General features: G+C 64.8%; 18 protein-coding genes, 2 tRNA genes and 1 pseudogene. 19 read left to right on the forward strand and 2 right to left on the reverse strand.

Annotated features, from left to right (window positions below; translation table 11 throughout):
- A pseudogene (locus ACOGXH_RS00005) lies at nt 1-465 on the reverse strand (alpha/beta fold hydrolase); the annotation flags it as partial.
- Between the two features lie 122 nt (nt 466-587).
- On the opposite strand from ACOGXH_RS00005, the gene ACOGXH_RS00010 reads away from it, so the two are divergent.
- Nucleotides 588-662: transfer RNA gene (locus ACOGXH_RS00010), tRNA-Arg, on the forward strand.
- Nucleotides 663-707: 45 nt separating this feature from the next.
- Nucleotides 708-2,144 (forward strand): MBOAT family O-acyltransferase, encoded by a 1,437-nt coding sequence (locus tag ACOGXH_RS00015; protein ID WP_419927068.1) that lies wholly within the window; start codon nt 708-710, stop codon nt 2,142-2,144.
- A gap of 28 nt (nt 2,145-2,172) precedes the next feature.
- Here the strand turns inward: ACOGXH_RS00015 and ACOGXH_RS00020 are convergent.
- Nucleotides 2,173-2,243: transfer RNA gene (locus ACOGXH_RS00020), tRNA-Gly, on the reverse strand.
- 86 nt (nt 2,244-2,329) lie between these two features.
- Between ACOGXH_RS00020 and tig the strand changes: the two genes are divergently transcribed.
- The 17 genes from tig to proB all read left to right on the forward strand — a co-directional run.
- Entirely contained in the window at nt 2,330-3,688 is a 1,359-nt protein-coding gene (gene tig / locus ACOGXH_RS00025; protein WP_419927069.1) for a trigger factor, read from the forward strand.
- A gap of 5 nt (nt 3,689-3,693) precedes the next feature.
- Nucleotides 3,694-4,326 carry an ATP-dependent Clp protease proteolytic subunit gene (locus ACOGXH_RS00030; RefSeq protein WP_419927070.1) on the forward strand — a complete coding sequence of 211 codons (633 nt, stop codon included), beginning with the start codon at nt 3,694-3,696 and terminating at the stop codon, nt 4,324-4,326.
- Between the two features lie 14 nt (nt 4,327-4,340).
- On the forward strand, nt 4,341-5,612 hold the full coding sequence (gene clpX / locus ACOGXH_RS00035; protein ID WP_419927071.1) for an ATP-dependent Clp protease ATP-binding subunit ClpX: 1,272 nt from the start codon (nt 4,341-4,343) through the stop codon (nt 5,610-5,612).
- Nucleotides 5,613-5,666: 54 nt separating this feature from the next.
- A complete protein-coding gene (locus ACOGXH_RS00040) occupies nt 5,667-7,001 on the forward strand; it encodes a bifunctional folylpolyglutamate synthase/dihydrofolate synthase (RefSeq protein WP_419927072.1) in 1,335 nt (444 codons plus the stop codon).
- Nucleotides 7,002-7,049: 48 nt separating this feature from the next.
- The gene (gene ndk / locus ACOGXH_RS00045; RefSeq protein ID WP_419927073.1) at nt 7,050-7,457 is read left to right on the forward strand and encodes a nucleoside-diphosphate kinase; all 408 of its coding nucleotides are present in this window, start codon (nt 7,050-7,052) and stop codon (nt 7,455-7,457) included.
- Nucleotides 7,458-7,512: 55 nt separating this feature from the next.
- On the forward strand, nt 7,513-8,556 hold the full coding sequence (locus ACOGXH_RS00050) for a rod shape-determining protein (protein ID WP_419927074.1): 1,044 nt from the start codon (nt 7,513-7,515) through the stop codon (nt 8,554-8,556).
- Between the two features lie 17 nt (nt 8,557-8,573).
- The gene (gene mreC, locus ACOGXH_RS00055; protein WP_419927075.1) at nt 8,574-9,422 is read left to right on the forward strand and encodes a rod shape-determining protein MreC; all 849 of its coding nucleotides are present in this window, start codon (nt 8,574-8,576) and stop codon (nt 9,420-9,422) included.
- Between the two features lie 67 nt (nt 9,423-9,489).
- Nucleotides 9,490-9,990: a rod shape-determining protein MreD gene (gene mreD, locus ACOGXH_RS00060; protein ID WP_419927076.1), complete on the forward strand. Its 501-nt coding sequence runs from the start codon at nt 9,490-9,492 to the stop codon at nt 9,988-9,990.
- Complete coding sequence (mrdA, locus tag ACOGXH_RS00065; protein ID WP_419927077.1) at nt 9,987-12,017, forward strand: penicillin-binding protein 2; 2,031 nt, start codon at nt 9,987-9,989, stop codon at nt 12,015-12,017. Before mreD ends, mrdA begins: the two co-directional genes overlap by 4 nt.
- On the forward strand, nt 12,017-13,171 hold the full coding sequence (rodA, locus tag ACOGXH_RS00070) for a rod shape-determining protein RodA (protein ID WP_419927078.1): 1,155 nt from the start codon (nt 12,017-12,019) through the stop codon (nt 13,169-13,171). The genes mrdA and rodA overlap by 1 nt, the downstream gene beginning before the upstream one ends.
- Before the next feature lie 37 nt (nt 13,172-13,208).
- Nucleotides 13,209-15,158, forward strand: coding sequence for a TIGR03960 family B12-binding radical SAM protein (locus tag ACOGXH_RS00075; RefSeq protein ID WP_419927079.1), 1,950 nt, complete (start codon nt 13,209-13,211; stop codon nt 15,156-15,158).
- A 52-nt stretch (nt 15,159-15,210) separates the two neighbouring features.
- Entirely contained in the window at nt 15,211-15,942 is a 732-nt protein-coding gene (locus tag ACOGXH_RS00080; protein ID WP_419927080.1) for a TIGR03936 family radical SAM-associated protein, read from the forward strand.
- Between the two features lie 396 nt (nt 15,943-16,338).
- Nucleotides 16,339-17,688: an Rne/Rng family ribonuclease gene (locus tag ACOGXH_RS00085; protein WP_419927081.1), complete on the forward strand. Its 1,350-nt coding sequence runs from the start codon at nt 16,339-16,341 to the stop codon at nt 17,686-17,688.
- A gap of 113 nt (nt 17,689-17,801) precedes the next feature.
- Nucleotides 17,802-18,107 carry a 50S ribosomal protein L21 gene (gene rplU / locus ACOGXH_RS00090; protein WP_419927082.1) on the forward strand — a complete coding sequence of 102 codons (306 nt, stop codon included), beginning with the start codon at nt 17,802-17,804 and terminating at the stop codon, nt 18,105-18,107.
- Nucleotides 18,108-18,131: 24 nt separating this feature from the next.
- Entirely contained in the window at nt 18,132-18,383 is a 252-nt protein-coding gene (gene rpmA / locus ACOGXH_RS00095; RefSeq protein WP_419927083.1) for a 50S ribosomal protein L27, read from the forward strand.
- 22 nt (nt 18,384-18,405) lie between these two features.
- Nucleotides 18,406-19,698, forward strand: coding sequence for a GTPase ObgE (obgE, locus tag ACOGXH_RS00100; protein ID WP_419927084.1), 1,293 nt, complete (start codon nt 18,406-18,408; stop codon nt 19,696-19,698).
- A partial coding sequence (gene proB, locus ACOGXH_RS00105) for a glutamate 5-kinase (protein ID WP_419927085.1) occupies nt 19,695-20,640 on the forward strand: 946 nt, incomplete at its 3' end. The genes obgE and proB, both read left to right, overlap by 4 nt.

Below are 20,640 nucleotides of genomic sequence, written 5' to 3' on the forward strand. Positions count from 1 at the left end.
CGACCAGATCGGGGTTCTCGGCGGCCACCCGCAGTCCGATGAGCCCACCCCAGTCCTGTCCGAACAGGTGCAGCGGACCAGCGCCCCGCTCCCCAGCGGTGGCGGCGAGGAACTGCCGCATCCACCCCACGTGGCCCTCATAGGTGTAGGCCGAACGCTCCACCGGTTTGTCGGAGCGCCCGAAGCCGATCAGGTCGGGAACCAACGCCCGGTACCCGGCGGCCACCAGCGGCGGAATCATCTTGCGGTACAGGTACCCCCAGGTCGGCTCCCCGTGCAGCAGCAAGATCGTGGCCGCATCGTCGTCGTCCCCCTCTGGCTCTGCCATCACATAGGCCACCGCAGGCCATCAATGTCGGCATAGCGCGGCTCGTAGGGATAGTCGTCGAGTCCTGCGAATCGCTCCTCGGGCGTGCGCACAAACGCCACTCCGCCGGCAGTGGTTAGAACCTCAGCATCAGCCATCTTCCGACGCTACCCCCGATAGCCTGCCCAGCCGCTGTTGTCATTGCTCGCCGCTCCAAACCCGGCGCGGGCCGGGCTCGGCTGGGCAATACACTCGAAATGACTGGCAAACGCGCCAGCCCGCCCCTGTAGCTCAGCCCGGACAGAGCAGTTGACTTCTAATCATCAGGCCGCAGGTTCGAATCCTGCCAGGGGCGCGGTGTGACGCGGCTTCTGCACAGCGGCAGATAGGGTCGGCGGCGGTGCTGTTTCCTACGTTCACCTTTGCCGTGTTCTTCGCGGTGGTGCTGCCGGTGGCGTGGGCGCTGCGGCGGTGGCCGGTGCCGTGGAAGCTGTTCTTGCTGGGGGCCTCCTACTGGTTCTACGCCGCCTGGGATGCCCGCTTTGTGCTGCTGCTGGTGGGCATGACCTTGGGAAATGCGATTGCCGCTGCGATCAACGTGCGTGCGGGCCGCGAATGGGTTCGCAAGGCGGCGGTGGCCGGCGGGGTCACGCTAAGTCTCGGCGTGTTGGCCTTCTTCAAGTACTACGACTTCTTCACCGACAGCCTCGACCGCAACCTGGGAATCTCCAGTCCCGCCCTCGACATTGTGCTGCCGGTGGGGGTGTCGTTCTTCACGTTCCAGGCCATCAGCTACATCGTGGATCTGCACCGGGGTCGCACCGAGGAGGCAACGCTGCTCGACTTCGCGGTGTACCTGTCGTTCTTCCCCCAGCTCGTAGCCGGGCCCATCGTGCGGGCCACCGAATTCTTGCCCCAACTGCGGTCCCACACCCGCCCTGACCGGGCAGAGGTGGTCCACGCCGTCAAGCTCATCGGCCGGGGCATGTTCAAGAAGGTTGTGATCGCCGACTTTTTGGCTCGAGCGGTGGTGAACGATGCCTTCGATGCCCCCGGTGAGCACGGCGCCCTGGACATGCTCACTGGGATCTACGGGTACGCGGTGCAGATCTACGCCGATTTCTCCGGCTATACCGACATGGCCATCGGCGTGGCCCTTCTGATGGGGTTCCGCTTCCCCCAGAACTTCAACTTGCCCTATACGGCCGATTCCATTCAGGACTTCTGGCGGCGGTGGCACATGACGCTGTCCCGCTGGCTGCGGGATTACCTCTACATCCCCTTGGGCGGCAACCGAAAGGGACGCCTGGCCACCTATAGGAACCTGCTTCTCACCATGGCTCTGGGGGGATTGTGGCATGGCGCGGCCGGGGCGTTCGTTCTCTGGGGCGTCTACCACGGCGTTGGTTTGGCGGTGGAGCGTTGGCGGACAGAAGCCGGCCAAACCCGGAAGCCACGGCAACTCGCTTTCTTGGGCCGGCGGTGGCTCCCTTCCGGCACCGTCCGGTTATGGATACGGCGGTTCTGGGTCTTCCATTTCGTGTGTCTGGGCTGGGTGCTGTTCAACAGCGAGACCCTCGACCGCACCGGCGATGTGCTGGCTCGGCTTTTCTCCGGTTGGGACACCGGTCCTGAGCTGTTGAACCCGCTGGTGGCCCTGGCCATCGTGGCCGCCCTAGTTGCTCAGTTCTTCCCCCGAGCCTGGGCCGAGAAGGGGTCGGAGGCATTGGCCAAGGTTCCGATGGGTGTGACAGCGGTGGGCTTCTCGGTGTGGATCATGGTTGTGGTGGCCCTTGGTCCCGAAGGGGTCGCCGACTACATCTATTTCCAGTTCTGACGCCGCCCAACGGTGGGTACTCGAAGAGAGCGGGTGACGAGAATCGAACTCGCGTCATCAGCTTGGAAGGCTGGGGTTCTACCACTGAACTACACCCGCGGGGCTGGTCGTCAATGATATCTACCCATCGCGGCTACCGGCTACGACACGAGGATTCGGAGGGTCGCCGGTAGAATGCCCAACTTGTGAAGAGCACGGTGGAGGCCTTGGAGGGCAACCGGGTCAAGGTGTCGGTGGACATCGATCTGGAGGAATTCGAGGAGAAGCTGGACGAGGCTTTCCGCAAACTCGCCCGCCAAGTGCGCTTGCCCGGGTTCCGCCCCGGCAAAGCCCCCCGCCGGGTGCTGGAGGCCCGGTTGGGTCCCCAAGCGGCCCGGGGAGAGGCCCTCAGCGACGCCGTTCCCGAGTACTACGCCCAGGCCGTCGTCGACCACGACGTCGATGTCATCGCCCCCCCGGAGATCGACATCACCAGCGGGGCGGAGGATGGACCGGTGAGCTTCGACGCGGTGGTCGAAGTGCGCCCTCTGATCTCAATCACCGGCTACGACCAGCTCAAAGCCGAGGTGCCCAGCCCGCTGCCCACCGACGAGGAGGTCGGCCAGCAGGTGGACCAGCTCCGCAAGCAGTTCGGCGAGCTGGCCCCGGTCACCCGGCCGGCGATCGATGGCGACAATGTGACCATGGACATCTACGGGACCTACAACGGCGAGGAAGTCGAAGGCCTCACCGTGGACGACTACGCCTACGAAGTGGGCCAAGGGGCCGTGGTGCCGGAGATCGACGATCAGCTCCGCGGGTCAAAGGCCGGCGACATCTTGGAGTTCAACGCCGAGCATCCCGACCCCGATGAAGACGGGTTGTTGCGGTTCCGCATCCTGGTCAAGGAGGTGCAGGAGACGGTATTGCCCGATTTCGACGACGAATTCGCCCAAGAGGCCTCGGAGTTCGACACCGCGGAGGAGCTGCGGGCCGACGTCTCCGAGAACATCGCCCGGGCCAAGCGGGCCAACGCGTTGAATTCACTGTCTGCACAGGTGGGAGAACAGCTCGCCGAGCTGGTTGCCGACGACATCCCCGAGGCCCTGGTAGATGCCGAAGTTCAGCACCGCATGCGGACCCTCCAGATGCGCCTGGGCAGCCAGGGCGTCGAGATGGACGCCTATTTGGAAGCCATCGGCCAGACCGTGGAGGAGATGGCCGAAGCGCTGCGCGAACCCGCACTTCAGGAGGCAAAAACCGACTTGGCCCTGCGGGCGGTGGCTGCTGCGGAGTCCATCGAAGCCGCTGATGAGGACGTGGACTTCGAGCTGGCCATGCTGGCTGCCCAGGTGGGCCAGACCGTCGATGAGTTGAAGTCATCGGTGTTCGCTCACGATGAAAGCAGCCTCAAGGGGGTACGATTAGACGCAAAGATGCGCAAGACCCGGGAATGGGTATTGGAGCGGGTCGACATAAAAGATCCCGACGGAAACCCCATTGAGCGGTCTAGCCTGAATCTGGACGACGAGTCCGAGCTTCCCCCCACCACCATCGAGAGCTAAAGCAAATGAACCCTCAGAACTACATGGTGCCAGTCGTGGTCGAGCAGACCAACCGGGGTGAACGCTCGTTCGATCTGTACTCCCGTCTGCTCAAGGAGAACATCATCTTCTTGGGCACGCCGATCGACGACACCGTGGCCAACCTCATCTGCGCGCAGCTGCTGCACCTGGAGTCGGAGAATCCCGACAAAGACATCAACCTCTACATCAACAGTCCGGGCGGCGACATCAACGCCATGTTCGCCATCTACGACACCATGCAATACCTGAAGCCCGACATCACCACCATCTGCTTCGGTCAGGCGGCCTCGGCCGCCGCCGTGCTTTTGGCCGCGGGGGCTCCAGGCAAGCGCCTGGCGCTGCCCCATTCCCGAATGCTGATCCACCAGCCCTACGCGGGGGCGTCCGGGCAGGTGTCCGACATCGAGATCGCCTCGCGGGAGATCCAGCGGCTCAAGGACCAGCTCGAACAGCTCCTGGCCCGCCATACCGGCCAGGATCTTGACAAGGTCAAACAGGACACCGACCGCGACTACGTGATGACCGCCGAGGATGCCAAGGAATACGGGCTCATCGACGAGGTCATCTCGTCGCGTGACGCCGTTGAAGCCGCCGGCCCCATAACGGCCATTCGGTAGGGGGAGCAAGAATCGTGGCTAAGTTCGGAGAGGGCGGAGAACTTCTCAAGTGCAGCTTCTGCGGCAAGACCCAGAAGCAGGTGAAGAAGATGATCGCCGGCCCCGGCGTCTACATCTGCGACGAGTGCATCGACCTCTGCAACGAGATCATCGAGGAGGAGCTGGCCGAAGGCGCCGACGTCGGGTTCAAGGAGCTTCCCAAGCCCCAGGAGATCTACTCCTTCTTGAACGACTACATCATCGGCCAAGAACACGCCAAGCGGATCTTGTCGGTGGCGGTCTACAACCACTACAAGCGGGTCCAGATGGGCTCCTCCGACCCCGAGGTGGAGCTTTCCAAGTCGAACATCTTGCTGCTCGGCCCCACCGGGTGCGGCAAAACGCTAATGGCCCAGACCCTGGCCCGGATGCTGAACGTGCCGTTCGCCATCGCCGATGCCACCGCTTTGACCGAGGCCGGCTACGTGGGCGAAGACGTGGAGAACATCCTCCTCAAGTTGATCCAGGCTGCCGACTACGACGTCAAGAAGGCGGAGACCGGCATCATCTACATCGACGAGATCGACAAAATTTCCCGCAAGAGCGAGAACCCGTCGATCACCCGGGACGTTTCCGGCGAGGGTGTGCAGCAGGCCTTGCTGAAGATCCTGGAGGGCACCACCGCGTCGGTGCCGCCCCAGGGCGGGCGCAAGCACCCCCATCAGGAGTTCATCCAGATCGACACCACCAACGTGCTGTTCATCGTGGGGGGCGCCTTCGCCGGGTTGGAGCAGATCATCGAGAATCGGGTGGGCAACGTCGGGGTTGGTTTCGGTGCCGACATCCGCTCTGAGGCAGAGCGGGATCACGGTGAGATGTTCACCCAAGTCCAGCCTGAGGATCTGATCAAGTTCGGCCTCATTCCCGAGTTCATCGGCCGCCTGCCGGTGGTTGGTGTGGTTTCCCACCTCGAGCCAGACATGCTGGTGCGGATTCTGGTCGAGCCCAAGAACGCATTGGTGAAGCAGTACTGCAAGTTCTTCGAGTTCGAGAACGTGGAGCTGGTCATCCGCGATGAGGCCCTGTCGGAGGTGGCCGAGCTGGCTCTCAGCCGCAATACCGGCGCTCGGGGACTGCGGGCCATCTTGGAGGAGGTTTTGCTCGACGTCATGTACGAGCTGCCCAGCCGCGACGACGTGGTCCAGTGCGTGGTCGGCGCCGAGACCGTCCGCGGCGAGGAATCACCCCAACTGCTCAACGCGGCCAAGGTCCGATCTGCCGACCGGTCCCGGCGCCAGGCCAGCTGACCACTTGGCCCTTTCCAAGGACCGGTTGAGCCCAACGGCCGGCTGAGCGTGGGGATGGACAATCAGGCGTTCTTCCCCTCCCTGGCCGAGGCCCAGTCGTGGCTGGACGGCCATGTCAATCTGGAGGCTACGGCAGGCGACACCGACGGTCTGTCGCTGGCCCCCATGCGGGGGCTGCTGTCTGCGCTGGGAGAACCCCAGGCCGACTACCCGGCCGTCCACATCTCCGGCACCAACGGCAAAGGCTCAGTGGCCGCGCTGACTGCTGCGCTGGCCCAGGCATGGGGGATGACCGTGGGGGTCTACACCAGCCCTCACGTTGAGCGCATCAACGAGCGCATGAGCGTGGGCGGCGATCCCGTCAGCGATGCTGAGCTGGCCGAGCTCTTGGGCCATCTGCGGCTGGTGGAGGATCATCTGGCCACCGGCCACGCCGGCAGCCTGCCCTCGTGGTTTGAGCTGGTGACCGCAGCCGCCTTGCGCTGGTTCGCCGATGTTGCCGTGGACCTGGCTGTGGTGGAGGTGGGCAAGCTGGGCCGCTACGACGCCACCAACGTGGTGAACAGCCGGGTGGGTGTCATCACCAACATCGGCCGCGACCACACCGATGGCCGCCTCGGCTGGGAGGCAGCGGTGATGGGGGAGAAGGCGGGCATCCTCCATTCCGGCGCCACCGCCGTATTGGGGCCGATGGACGCCGAGTTGGTGGCAATTGCTGCTGAGGAGTCACCCGAGGAGTTGTTGGTCGCGGGCCAGCACTTCGAATTGGTGGAGAACCGTCCGGCGATGGGCGGGCGGCAGATCACGGTTCGCACTTCCCGAGACTGCTACGACGACGTCTACGTCAGCCTGTTCGGAGCCCACCAGGGGCACAACGCCGCACTGGCCATCGCCGCGTTCGAGGCCCTGGTGGGACAACAGCTGGATGAGTCGGTCCTGGACGCTCTGGGCGATGTGGCGGTCCCGGCTCGGTTCGAGGTGGTAGCCCGCCAGCCCCTGGTGGTGATCGACGGGGCCCACAACCCTGACGGCCTGGCCGCGGCAGCCGCCACCCTGGCCGACCAGTTCACCGTTTTGGGCACGGTTACTTGGGTAGTCGGCATGATGCGCGACAAGGACCCCGATGCCATGCTGGCTGCTATCGGTGCCTCCGGTGCCCGCTGCGACCTGGTGGTGTGCTGTGCTCCCGACTGGCCGCGGGCGCTACCGGCCGCGGAGGTGGCGGAGGCGGTCCGGCGCCGGGGGATCGACGCCGAGGTGGCCGACGATGTGGCCGAGGCAGTGGAACGGGCTCTGGTGCTGTCCGCCGATGAGGACGCGGTGGTGGTCACCGGCTCCTTGTACACCGCTGGCGCGGCCCGCCTTCACTTGACCTCGCGCGATCAGTAGGGTGCAGCCGGTGATTGATTTAGCGGCACACTCGAAAGGGCTCCACTGGTGAATCGGACACTTGTTTTGTGCAAGCCTGATGCGGTGGAGAGGGGCCTAGTGGGAACCATCTTGTCCCGCTTCGAGGCCCGGGGTTTGCGCATCGCGGCTATGCGCATGCTGACCATTGACGCCGATTTGGCCGCGCGCCACTACGCCGAGCATGTAGCCCGCCCGTTCTACCCCGATTTGGTGGCGTTCATCGGCCGCTCCCCATCGGTGGCGGTGGTGGTCGAAGGGCCCGAAGACGTCTATGCCGTTGTCCGCTCCATGATGGGGGCCACCAACCCCCTGGAATCCCCTCCGGGGACGATCCGGGGTGACTTCGGGCTCGAAGTCACCGAGAACCTCGTCCACGGTTCCGACAGCAACGCCTCCGCGGAGCGCGAGATCGGCATCTTCTTTCCCAACCTGTGAAGCGCGGCCTCTTGGCCGGTGTGCGGTTTCGGGTCGGCTGCTCTAACCTTGCCCCATGGTGAAGCGGCGGTTCTCTTCCAGCAGCGGATTGGTGGGCCGCGATGTCGCGATCGACCTGGGCACCGCCAACACGCTGGTATATGTCCGCGGCGAGGGCATCCTCATCAACGAGCCCTCCGTGGTTGCGGTAACCAGCAATGGCGTACCCGTAGCAGTGGGTACAGAGGCCAAGCGGATGCTAGGGCGCACACCGGCCCACATCCAGGCCATCCGTCCACTCAAAGACGGGGTTATCGCCAACTTCGACATCTGCGAGAAGATGCTGCGGTACTTCATCCAGCGAGTGTCTCCGGGACGATTGACGCGGCCCCGCATGGTGATCTGCGTTCCTTCCGGCATTACCCCGGTAGAGCAGCGGGCCGTGCAGGAGGCAGCGGTCTCCGCCGGGGCCAAGAAGCCGGTTTACATCATCGAAGAGCCTATGGCTGCGGCCATCGGCGCCGGTCTTCGGGTACAAGAGGCCTCGGGCAACATGATCGTGGACATCGGCGGCGGCACAACCGAAGTAGCCATGATCTCGCTGGGCGGCGTGGTCACCGGCCAGTCGATCCGGATGGGCGGCGATCGGATGGACGAGGACATCATTGCCTTCTTGAAGAAGGAGCACAGTCTCACCATCGGCAACCGCACGGCCGAAGAGGTCAAGATGGTGCTGGGGTCGGCGTGGGCGGGCAGCGAGGAACGCTATGCCGAGGTACGGGGTCAGGATATGGTCACCGGCCTGCCCAAGACCGTGGTCACCTCCACCTCCGAGATCCGCGAGGCTGTGTCTGAGGTGGTTCGGTCGATTGTGGACGCGGTCAAGGTGACGCTCGACGAGACTCCCCCCGAGCTGGCTGCTGACATCATGGAGGCAGGCATCGTGCTGGCAGGCGGCGGAGCCCTGTTGAACGGCCTCGCCCCTCGCATCGAGGAAGAGACGGGGATGCCGATCCGCTTGGCGCCCAATCCCCTCCACGCCGTGGCCATTGGCTCGGGCCAGTCGTTGGAGGAGTTTGACGCGCTCGAGGGACTCCTCTTCTCGTCGTCGTACGACTGATCGCTCGGTTCGGCCCCGTGGCAACGGGCACTCGCACAGGTCGGTCGCGAGTCACCCTGATCTTTCTGCTGCTCAGTTCCGCGACCCTGCTTACTCTGGACGCCCGGAATTTTGAGCCCCTCCAGCGCACCGAGGAAACCCTCTCCGATCTGATCTCCCCGTTGCGGTCGGGGGCGGATCGGCTTTTCGAACCGGTCGGCGACGCCTGGACCGGCGTCACCGGCTATGACGAGTTGGAATCTGAGAACGAGCAACTGCGACAAGAACTGCAAAAGCTCGAAGGCCAGAGGATTCTGGACTCCGACGCGGCCCTTCGCCTGGAATCGCTGCTTGACGAGCTGGGACTGCCCTACGTGCAGGACATCCCCAACATTGTGGCCGAGGTGGTTACCGCCAACGTGGGCAACTTCGACCGCTATTCGGTCCAGATCAACCGGGGTGCTGAAGACGGGGTCCGCAACGGGATGCCGGTGGTCACCAGGGGTGGGCTCATCGGTCGGATCGACGGCGACCCCGGCCGTCGGCACTCCCAGGTGGCGCTGATCACCGATCCCGGCTTCGAAGTGGGCGTGTTGGTGGTGGGCTCCGACGATGTGGCTCTGGCCTCGGGCGGCGGACACGGCGAGCCGCTGGTAGTGGGCAAGGGGCTGGAGATCGACACCGAGGTAGCAGTTGGGGACGAGGTGGTTACCAGTGGTGTGGACCGCAGCCGCTACCCCGCCGGTATCCCCATTGGCACCGTCACCGAGATCGACTACGACGAAGCCCGCCTGTTCCAGATACTCACCGTGAACCCCTCGGCCAGCACCGACAACCTGAGCTTCGTGACCGTTCTGCTCTATGACCCCCTGGCTGAAGAATCATGACCAAGACCGTCGTGGTGGCAATTGAAGGGGCATTTCCCTGCGATTTCCGGGGGCAAGAAGCATGAGCATGGTCAGCGCGTACGCTCGAAGCACCCTGTTCTTGATCACTGCGCTGGTGCTTCATCTGGCGTTGTTCTCCGATTTGCGGGTGCTCGGAGTCGCCCCTGAGGTTCCCCTGGCCATCGCAGTCACTGCCGGCCTCGTCGGCGGACCCGAGCGGGGGGCGATCGCCGGTTTTGTCATCGGCTTGGGCATCGATCTGTACCTGCCCACGCTGTTCGGCCTCTCCGCGCTGATCTACACCGTGTGGGGGTATGCCGTGGGCCTGCTGGAAGAGCGGATCTTCCGCAGTGCCTGGTGGATAAACGTGCTGATCGCCGCGGTTGCCACCGCCGGCGGGCTGCTGGTGTACGCGGTACTGGGTGAACTGCTGGGCGAGGCCAACCTCTACACCGACCGTCTGTACGTGGTCATGGGGGTGGCTGCGGCCTACAACCTGGTGCTGAGCCTGCCCCTTTTGGGCCTGTGGCGCTGGTCTTGGCCGAGGCTTCTGGGAGAAGAGCGGTGAGCCCCGAGTCGCTTCGCCTGAGGCTCAGCTTCCTGGCCTTGTTGGCCCTGTTGGCTTTCGGTGCGCTCGTGGCTCGCCTGTGGTTCCTCCAGGTTTTGAGCTCGGAGGAGTTTGAGGCCCAAGCGCAATCCAACACCGTTCGGGTGCTCTACGAGCCCGCTCCTCGGGGGCGGATTTTCGACCGCAACGGCAATGTGCTGGTGGACAACCGGGAGTCGTTGGTGGTGACGGTGGACCGGTTCACCTACGACACCGAGTTCGACGAGGACGGGCAAGATGCGCTGGTTCTGCGCCTGGCCACCGAGATCAGCCGGGCCGGCCGACTCACCAAGGTGTTTGAGATCAACGACGCGTTGGCCGATTCTCGTTTTGGCCCGCTCGATTCGGTGCCGGTGGCCGACGACGTCACCGAGAACTTTGAGATCATCTTGGCGGAGCGGGCCGATGAGTTTCCCGGCGTGAGCACCGTCCTGCGCAGTGTGCGCACCTATCCCTATGGCGACTTGAGCGCCCACATTCTGGGCTATGTCTCCTTGCTCAGCGAAGAGCAGTACGAGCTGGTGGCCGACGATCCCAAGACCTACCGGCGAAATGACGAGATCGGGCAAACCGGCATAGAGGCGTCATTTGAGCCAGTGTTGAGAGGCGTTCCCGGTTTCACCCGCCTGGAAGTGGACAACGTCGGCGATCCGGTAAGGGTGATCGAACAGGTCGATCCGGTTGCCGGTGCCGATGTCCACCTCACCTTGGACATCGACATCCAGGCCATGGCTGAGAAAGAGCTCTTGGCCGGTTTGGCCGAGGCCCGCCAGCAAGAGCCCGATGATCCGAACAATCCCCCGTTCAGGGCTCCCGGCGGTGCCATGGTGGTGCTGGATCCCAACGGATCAGAAGTGCTGGCGTTGGCGTCGTTCCCCACGTACTCGCCTAGCGAATTCGTCAGCGGCTTCTCCGACGATCGGTGGGCAGAGCTCCAAGACCCCAACAACCACCAGCCGCTGCACAACCGGGCTCTGGCCGGCATCTACCCCCCAGGGTCTACATTCAAGCTGTTCACTGCCTATGCCGCGATGAACAGCGGTGTGATCGGTCCCCGGGGGGTGTTGGACACCCGCACGCTCTACGAGGACACCGGGGTGTACGTGGTGCCGTCCTGCGAGGAGGACGTGATCGCCTCGTGTACCTTCAAGAACGCGGAGGAGGCCATCTACGGGCCGGTCGATCTGATCCGAGCCATCACCGTGTCGTCCGACGTGTACTTCTACTACTTGGGCGACACCATGGACCGGGCCGACCGCTTCGATCGGGAGGGCATCCAGCGGGCTGCGGTGCTGTTCGGCTTCGGCGCTCAATCTGGAATCGCGCTGCCCGGCGAGGGGGTGGGCCGGGTGCCCTCCCCATCGGCGGCTGAGGCGGCGGGAGAGCCGTGGCGAACCGGCGACTCCATCGTCTTGGCCATCGGCCAGGGTGTGCTGGGCGCCACCCCGTTGCAGCTGGCCAACGGCTACGCCACCTTCGCCAACGGGGGCACGCTGTATGCCCCCAAGATGGTGGACCGCATAGAGAACCCGGTCACCGGAGAAGTGGTGCAGGCCTTCGCCGACCGGGTGCTCAACCAGGTCTACTTGCCCAATTCCATCCGGACGCCGATCCTCCAAGGCCTGCTCGGCGTCACCAGCGAGTTGGAAGGCACCGGCTATTTCGCTTTTGCTGGATTTCCCCATGAGGAGTGGGCAGTGGCGGGCAAGACCGGCACCGCCGAGGTGGTGGGCAAGGCCGACAACTCGCTGTTCGCCGCCTTCGGTCCCAATCCCAACCCCGAATATGTGGTTGTGGCGATAATGGAGGAATCGGGTTTCGGGGCTTCGGTGGCTGCTCCCGCAGTACGCCGCGTGATGGAACCCCTTGCCACCGACTCGGTGCCCGCGGTGCGCACCATCGACGATCTCGCCGACTTGAGCGGGCCGGTTGAGGGCGCGGAGACCCAGGAGGATGGAGAGGATGCTTCATCAGGAGGTGCAGCCTGATGGCAGTCATCTCCATAGAGGAGCGCCGGTCCCGAGAACTGGACCCCCGTAGCAGCCCTTACGCGCCGTGGATGCACATCGACGTGCTCTTGATTCTGGCCGCGGCTGGTTTGGCCGCCATCGGCGTGGGGGCCATCTACAGCACCACTCGGGGACGAGATCCGGAGAATTTCGACACCTTCTTCTTGGAGCGGCAATCGCTGTTCGCGGTGGCCGGGGCGCTGTTCATGGTGTTCGCGGCGTGGGTCCCGTATCAGGAGCTGGCAAAGTTCGCAGTGGCCATCTACGGGGTGGGCATTCTGGCGCTGATCGTGGTGCTGGGTCCGCTGGGAGAAGAGGTCAACGGTGCCCGATCGTGGTTCCGATTCGGCGACTTCCAACTTCAGCCCTCGGAGTTTCACAAGCTCGCGGTGATCGTCGCCGTGGCCGCATTCTTGTCGCGCTACGAAGACCATATGAGCGCGCCCCGGGTGTTCTTTGCCGTGGGCATTGTCGCGTGGCCCGGCCTACTGGTTCTGCTCCAGCCCGATGTGGGCACGGCGCTGATCTACGTGTTCATCGGATTCGTGCTGCTGCTCATCGGCGGCATCCGTTTCCGCCAGGTCATCGGCATCGCCCTCATCGCCACCACAGTGGTGGTGTTGATGGTGAACTCCAACATGCTGGAGGAATACCAGACCAACCGGCTCCGAACCTTTGTCGACCCCACCACCGGCATCACCGAGGCCGGTTTCCAGCAGCGTCAGGCCCAGATCGCCATCGGCAACGGCGGGGTACACGGAACCGGCTACGGAGAGGGCTCCCAAACCCTGAGCGGTTTGGTGCCCCAGCAGCACACCGACTTCATCTTCACCGTGATCGGAGAAGAGTTCGGCTTCGTCGGTTCGGCCACCACCTTGGGTCTCTATGCCCTTTTGCTCTTGCGGATACTCCAAGCTGCTCGCCTGGCCCGAGACCGGTTCGGCGCGCTGATCTGCTCGGGGGTATTCGCCATGATTCTGTTCCAAATGTTCGAGGCGGTGGGGATGACCCTCGGCATCACCCCCATCACCGGCATTCCCCTGCCCTTGGTTTCCTACGGCGGCTCTTCGGCCATCGCCACCCTCATTGGCCTCGGCCTAGTGCTCAACGTCCGCATGCGCCGGTTTACCTGAGCGGAGAAAACCGGAGACCAGATGTAGATTGGTGCTGATGTCTCTTTGGCCAAAATTGGAGCTGGTGCTGCCTGAAGTGTCGAAACCGGCGCGCTACATCGGCGGCGAAGGCGGGATGGTGGAGCCGGAGCACCACCCGTCAAAGGTGGCGTGGCTGCTGGCCTATCCCGACACCTACGAGATCGGCCTGCCCAATCAGGGTCTTCAGATCCTCTACGAGATCCTCAACGAGCACGACGATGCGGTGGCCGAGCGGGCCTATGCCCCCTGGGTGGACATGGAGGCCGAGATGCGGGCCGCGGGCCTCCCGCTGTTCTCGGTTGACACCCACCGCCGGGCGGCAGACTTCGATGTGCTGGCGTTCAATTTGTCGGCCGAGCTGGTATTCACCAACGTGCTCAACTGCATCGATCTGGCCGGGGTGCCGGTGCGCGCCGAGCGCCGGGCCGATGGCGACTTGCTGATTGGCGCAGGGGGGCATTGCACCTACAACCCCGAGCCGCTGGCCGACTTCGTCGATTTCTTCGTGCTGGGCGACGGGGAGGAAGCAGTTTCGGAGATCAACGCGGTAGTCCGCGATTGGAAGAGGGCCGGCAAGAGGTCGCGCCAGGCAGTGCTGCGAGAATTGGCCGCGGTCGAGGGCGTGTACGTGCCGTCGCTCTACGACGTGGCCTACGACGGCCCCGCGCTGGTGTCGATCACGCCCCGGTTCGCCGATGTTCCCGCGGCGGTGGAAAAGCGCACGGTGGCCGATCTGGCCGCTTGGCCCTATCCCAAGCACCAGCTGGTGCCGCTCACCGAGGTAGTCCACGACCGGTTGAATGTAGAGGTATTCCGGGGCTGCACCCGGGGGTGCCGCTTCTGCCAGGCGGGGATGATCACCCGCCCGGTGCGGGAGAGGCCCGCAGAGCAGGTCCGAACCATGGTGGCTGACGGCTTGGCCCGCTCCGGCTATGACGAGGTGGCGTTGACGTCGCTGTCCACTGCCGATTTCAGCGGGATCGAGGAGGTGGTGGCGGCCACCATGGACTGCGGCGCCGGCGAGGTGTCGGTATCGCTGCCCAGCCTGCGGGTGGACGCCTTCACCGTGGGACTGGCCGCCCAGATCCAACGGGCCCGGCGAACGGGCCTGACCTTCGCCCCCGAAGCCGGGTCGTGGCGGATGCGCCAAGTGATCAACAAGCTCATCGATGAGCGCGATCTGTATGGGGCAGTGGAGTCGGCCTTCTCCCAGGGGTGGCGGCGTATGAAGCTGTACTTCCTCACCGGGCTACCCACCGAGACCGATGTGGACACCCTGGCCATCGGGGAGCTGGCCCGCAACTGCGTGGAGCTGGGCAAGTCCCACACCAAGAACCCCTCGGTGACGGTGTCTCTGGGCGGGTTTGTGCCCAAACCGTTCACCCCCTTTCAGTGGTTCGGCCAAAACACGGTGACCGAGCTCCAGCGCAAGATCTTCTTGCTGCGCGACGACATCAAACGGAACCGGGGCGTCCAGATGAAATGGCACGATCCCAAGGCCAGCTTGATTGAGGGCTTGGCCAGCCGCGGTGACCGCCGCATCGGGCGGGTCATCGAAGAGGTGTGGCGGCAGGGTGGCACCTTCCAGGAGTGGTCCGAGCACTTTGACTACGACCGCTGGACGCAGGCCATGGCCAAACACGGCCTTTCGGTGGACTGGTATGTGCACCGGCACCGCGCCGAAGACGAGGTTCTGCCCTGGGATCATCTGTCGGCGGGTTTGCACAAGGACTTCTTGTGGCAAGACTGGCGGGACGCCCTCAATGAAGTGGGCTTGGAAGACTGCCGGTGGACCCCGTGCTATGACTGCGGAGCCTGCACCGGCTACAGCATCGAGCACATTGTGGCCTCTGCGGTGCCTCCCGCCGGGGGCAGCCAGGGCACCGGCCAAGTCCCCACCAACTACCAACCGCCCACCGCGGTGCCCGTGCAGCTCTCCGGTGTGGGCGCCGAGACCTCGTCGTGATGATGGGCGTTTGGATGCCTGATCTGAGGGTTATCGAGCCAGGGGCCTCGTCGTGAATCCAAACGAGGCGCCGCGAACTCGGATACGGCTTCGGTATAGCAAAATCGGGCGCATCCGGTTCACCAGTCATCGGGATGTGGCCAGGATTTGGGAGCGTTCCCTGCGGCGAACCGGGCTGCCAGTGGCTCAGACCGAGGGGTTCTCGCCCCGGGCCAAGCTGCACTTCGGGCTGGCGTTGGCCACCGGCTATGAGTCGGACGCCGAGTATCTGGATGTCGACTTCAAGCGCGCCGATGTAGAGGTCAAAGAAGTTCTGGAAGCCCTGGTCAGCGTGTTGCCCGATGGAATCGCCACCACCGCAGCCGCGGTGCTGATGCCCGGCGCGATGTCGTTGCAGCAGGCGGTCACCAGCTGTGATTGGGACATCGAACTGGTGGATGTGACCGCTGACGATCTCGCCCGATGGGTGGATCGGGTGTGCGGGGCGGCTACGCTTATGGTTACGCGAGAACGCAAAGGCCGACAGATCACCGACGATATGGCCCCTCAGGTGCGTGCCCTGGAGGTCGGTGAACCGACGAGCCGGGGGGTTCGCCTCTTGGCCACTCTGGGGACCCAGCCGCGGGCAGCACGCCCGTCGGAGCTATTGGCCGCACTCGAACCCGTTTACCGCCCGGTACTTGTTCGGCGCACTCGTCAATGGATTGAGCAGGATGGCGCCCGCTTGGAGCCACTTGAGGTCGGCGCAGCCCCTGCTCAGCGCACCACGGTTGGTGTGCAATGAGAAAGGACTACACCAATGAGCGACTCAAAAGAGCGGACTGCCAAGCAGTCCGCTGGCGGCACTAGGCAGGCAGAACCCTCCAAGCGGTCCGACGACGGTAGCAGCGAAACCAGCCCCAAGATCGGGGACTCCCGCCCCGCGCCTTCAGGCAACCGGCCCAAGATTGGGGACTCCCGCCCCGCGCCTTCAGGAGACCGGCCCAAAGTAGGGGATTCCCGCCCCGCACCCAGCGGAAACGGATCGGGTGGCGGAGGGGGCCCAAGTTCCGGGGGCTCAGCCTCGGGCGGCCCAAATTCTGGGGGTTCAGCATCCGGAGGGGGCCGCAAGCGCCGCCGTCGCCGAGGTGGAAGGGGCCGCGGGGGAGGCAACCGCCCGGTTCAACCGGTGGAGCACCGGGTGTCCGACGGGCCGGTAGAGCTGGATGAGAAGACTCTGGAGCGCCGTCGTGGTCGCCGCCGCAAAGGCCGACCGGTGGGTCGCTACATGATGCTTGTCCAAGTCCGCCCCGAAGCCACTCAGATTGCGGTAGTGGAGGGCCGGGCGCTGATCGAGCACTTCGTCTCCCGTCCGGCTGATGACGTCGGGGAGATCCACGGCAACATCTACATGGGCCGGGTTCAGAACGTGCTGCCCGGCATGGAGGCCGCCTTCGTGGACATCGGCACTCCCAAGAATGCGGTGCTGTACCGAGGCGATGTGGTTTTCGACCCCGACGACGTGGAGACCTCCGATGGCTCGCCCCGCATCGAGAATCTGTTGGAGGCCCGCCAGACCATCATGTGCCAGGTCACCAAGAACCCGATAGCTCACAAGGGCGCCCGGCTGACCCAGGAGGTGTCGCTGCCGGGCCGATTCGTGGTGCTGGTGCCCAACTCCAAGACCTACGGCATTTCCAAGCGGCTTCCCGACAAGGAGCGCAAGCGGCTGCGAAAAGTGCTCGACCGGTGCAAGCCCGAAGAGCACGGGATCATTGTGCGCACCGCAGCCGAGAAGATCACCGCAGAGGAACTGGAGCGCGATGTGAAGCGGCTGGTGTCGCAGTGGGAGGAAATCGACGCCTTGTCCAAGCGCAGCCAAGTGCCCGGATTGCTGTATCGGGAACCGGAGATGGCGGTTCGCGTCATCCGCGAGGAATTCAACCAGGACTTCCGGTCGGTGCAGATCGATGATCGCCGCCTGTTCGACCAAGTGCACGACTACGTGTCCAGCGTGGCTCCCGAGCTGGTGGAGAGGCTCGACTATTACGACGCCGAGAGCGAACATCTCAGCCTGTTGGAGCGCCACCACATACACGAGCAGTTCGTCAAGGCTCTGGACAAGAAGGTGTGGCTCCCCGGCGGCGGATCGCTGATCATCGAGAGCACCGAGGCGCTTACGGTCATCGACGTGAACACTGGCAAAAACGTCGGTGACTCGAGCCTGGAGGAGACCGTATTCCGCAACAACTTGGAGGCCGCTCAAGAGATTCCCCGACAGCTCCGGCTGCGCGACATCGGCGGGATCATCGTGATCGACTTCGTGGACATGGAGAAGAGGGGCAACCGCGAAGAGGTCATGAAGGTCTTCCGAGAATCGCTGGCCTGGGACAAGACCCGCACCCAGGTGTTGGACATCTCGGATCTGGGCCTGGTGGAGATGACCCGCAAGCGCATCGGCGAGGGGCTGCTGGAGTCATGCTCGACCACTTGCCCGACCTGTGAGGGGCGGGGGCTGGAGCTCGACCCCGCGCTCACCGCCAAGAAATAGCCGCCACCGCCCGACCGAGGCGACGAGGCGTTAACGGTTGGGGTTGGTGGCCGGTACTTCGTCTAGGATTGTTCGTCGGACCTGCCGGCAATTAGTGAGCGAGGCGCAAGCAGGTGTATGCCGTCATCCGCACAGGCGGAAAGCAGTACAAGGTTGAAGAGGGCCAGATGCTCGATGTGGAGCTGCTGGGTGAGCCCGGCGCGGAAGTCGAGCTGACCCCGGTGCTATTGGTGGACGGAGACTCGGTGTCCGCCACCCCCGACCAGCTCGGCAAGGCCAAGGTCACCGCCACGGTGGTGGATTCGGTCAAAGACGCCAAGATCAACGGTTTCACCTACAAGAACAAGAGCAACCAGCGTCGGCGGTGGGGCCATCGCCAGCAGAAGTCCCGTATTCGGATCACGGCGATCAAGGCCTAGCCCGAGCGCTGAAGGGAGCAAGAGATGTCCAAGACCAAAGGCGGCGGTTCAACCCGCAATGGCCGCGACTCCAATCCCCAATACCTTGGCGTGAAGGTGTTCGACGGCACCCAGGTGACCGCGGGATCCATAATTGTCCGCCAGCGGGGAACCCGCATCCATCCCGGTGAGAACGTCAGGCGCGGCCGCGACGACACTCTGTTCGCCACCGCCGACGGCCGGGTCAAGTTCGGCCACCGGCGCCGCCGCAAGCTCGTCGACGTCATCGCCGACTGACCAGTGGTCCGTCTGGGATGCGATGTCCCAGTTCGTAGACGAGTGCGGCCTGAATGTGCGGGGCGGCGACGGCGGCGCTGGATGTGTTGCCTTTCGCCGTGAGGCCCACGTGTCCAAAGGCGGTCCCGACGGCGGCGACGGCGGCGACGGCGGCAGTGTCTGGCTGGTGGCCGACCACAATGTGGCTTCGCTGATCGCGTTCAAAGACCACCCTCATCGCCGGGCGAAAGACGGCACCCATGGCCAGGGCAAGCGCCGCCATGGGGCGGCCGGTGACGACGCCGTGGTCCGGGTTCCGGTGGGAACCTCGGTGAAGGACCAGAGCGGGGAGTTGCTCGCCGACCTCGCGGCCGACGGGGTTCGCTGGCTTGCCGCCGCCGGCGGTCAGGGAGGTCACGGCAACGCCCGGTTCTCCACCCATCAGAATCGGGCTCCGGCGTTTGCCGAGCAGGGCGAGGCAGGGGAGCAGCGCTGGCTGAGGCTGGAATTGAAGCTGCTGGCCGACGTGGCGCTGGTCGGCTTCCCCAATGCGGGCAAGAGCACGCTGATTTCCCGCATCTCCGCCGCACGTCCCAAGATCGCCGACTACCCGTTTACCACCCTCGAGCCCAACCTGGGGGTGGTCCGAACCGACGACGACTTCGAGATGGTGGTGGCCGACATCCCCGGCCTCATCGCCGGGGCCAGCGAGGGCCGCGGCCTCGGCCACCGCTTCCTGCGCCACACCGAGCGGGCCCGGGCGCTGGTGGTCATGGTTGATTTGGCCTCAGTGGAGGAGATCGACCCTGTCGAACAGCAGCGGGTGCTGTTGGAGGAACTGGGCGCTTACCGCCCCGAGCTGTTGGAGCGGCCCCGGATCTTGGTGGCGTCCAAAGCCGATGCCGGCCATCTGGAGCCGCCGCCGGGAGCGCTGTGCGTCTCCGGGGTGACCGGCACTGGCCTGCCTGAGCTGATCAGGGCCATGGCCGACGCAGTTCGGGCCGCCCGATCCCAGGAAGATCGTGGGCGGGACGCCGGAACCTCAGGCGAAGTGGTGGTCCACCGGCCTGTCCCCGAGGGATTCAGGGTGGAGCGAGCCGACGACGGCGCCTACGTCGTGGTGGGCCGAGCGGTGGAGCGCACGGTCGCGCTATCCGATCTGAACGCTCCCGGCGCTTGGGACTTCGCCCGCCGTCGCCTAGAGCGGCTGGGTGTGGATCGGGCCCTGGTTAGGGCCGGGATCCAAGCGGGCGACACCGCTCGGATCGGCGATTTCGAGTTCGAGTACCACGATGACGACGAGTATCTCAATATGGATGAAGAGGTGTCGTCGTGATCGTGGTGGTGAAGATCGGAACGTCGTCGATAACCGAGGCCGACGGCACCATCAGAACCGAGGCAGTGGCCAAGCTGAGCGGCGAAGTGGCCGCGGCGGTGGCCGACGGCCATCAGGCGGTGGTGGTCAGCTCCGGGGCAATCGGCGCGGGGCTGCCGGTGCTCGGCTTCGAGCAGGGTCGCCCCCGAGACTCGGTTACCCTCCAGGCGCTCTCCGCGGTGGGCCAGAGCCGGCTGATGGCCTTGTACCAGGAGTTCTTGGACGGTTATGGGCTGATTTGCGGCCAAGTGCTGCTGGCCCCCCGGGATTTTCTGGAGCGCACCCAGTATCTGCATGCCCAGCGCACCCTCAGCCGGCTGCTGAAGCTGGGCGTTGTTCCCATCGTGAACGAGAACGATGCGGTGGCCGACGACGCCATTCGCTGGGGGGACAACGACCGCATCTCGGCCCTGGTAGCCCACATGGTGGGGGCCGAGCTGCTGGTGCTTTTGACCGACACCGAAGGGGTCCACACCGCCGATCCCCGCTCCCACACCGAAGCCAGGATTGTGGGGGAGATCACCGACTTGAGCCTGCTGGACGAGTTGGCCGCCGCGGCGGGCGGTGCGGGCACCGACCGGGGCAGCGGTGGCATGGCCTCGAAGCTGGCCGCCGCTCGCATTGCCAGCTGGTCGGGGGTGCGGACTGTGATCGCGGCCGCCCATCGCCCAGGGGTGGTCGCTGATGCTCTGGCCCATGTGCCCGGAGTCGGGACCACGGTGGCTGCCCAGCCCCAGAGGTTGAGCGCCCGCAAGCTGTGGATCGGGTTCGCCATGGTCCCTACCGGCACGATGTGGGTGGATGCCGGTGCTCGTCGGGCGATGGTGGAGCGAGGTGCCTCGCTGCTGGCCATCGGCATCACCGCGTTCGAAGGAACCTTCCAACCGGGCGATGCGGTGGATG

The organism is Candidatus Poriferisocius sp., assembly GCF_965208355.1.
Lineage (GTDB): Bacteria > Actinomycetota > Acidimicrobiia > Acidimicrobiales > Bin134 > Poriferisocius.

Coding starts and splice junctions, on each gene's coding strand:
- ACOGXH_RS00030 (WP_419927070.1), top strand. CDS start 3,694: ATGAACCCTCAGAACTACATGGTGCCAGTCGTGGTCGAGCAGACCAAC.
- ACOGXH_RS00040 (WP_419927072.1), top strand. CDS start 5,667: ATGGACAATCAGGCGTTCTTCCCCTCCCTGGCCGAGGCCCAGTCGTGG.
- ACOGXH_RS00050 (WP_419927074.1), top strand. CDS start 7,513: ATGGTGAAGCGGCGGTTCTCTTCCAGCAGCGGATTGGTGGGCCGCGAT.
- mreD (WP_419927076.1), top strand. CDS start 9,490: ATGGTCAGCGCGTACGCTCGAAGCACCCTGTTCTTGATCACTGCGCTG.
- rodA (WP_419927078.1), top strand. CDS start 12,017: ATGGCAGTCATCTCCATAGAGGAGCGCCGGTCCCGAGAACTGGACCCC.
- ACOGXH_RS00075 (WP_419927079.1), top strand. CDS start 13,209: ATGTCTCTTTGGCCAAAATTGGAGCTGGTGCTGCCTGAAGTGTCGAAA.
- rpmA (WP_419927083.1), top strand. CDS start 18,132: ATGTCCAAGACCAAAGGCGGCGGTTCAACCCGCAATGGCCGCGACTCC.
- obgE (WP_419927084.1), top strand. CDS start 18,406: ATGTCCCAGTTCGTAGACGAGTGCGGCCTGAATGTGCGGGGCGGCGAC.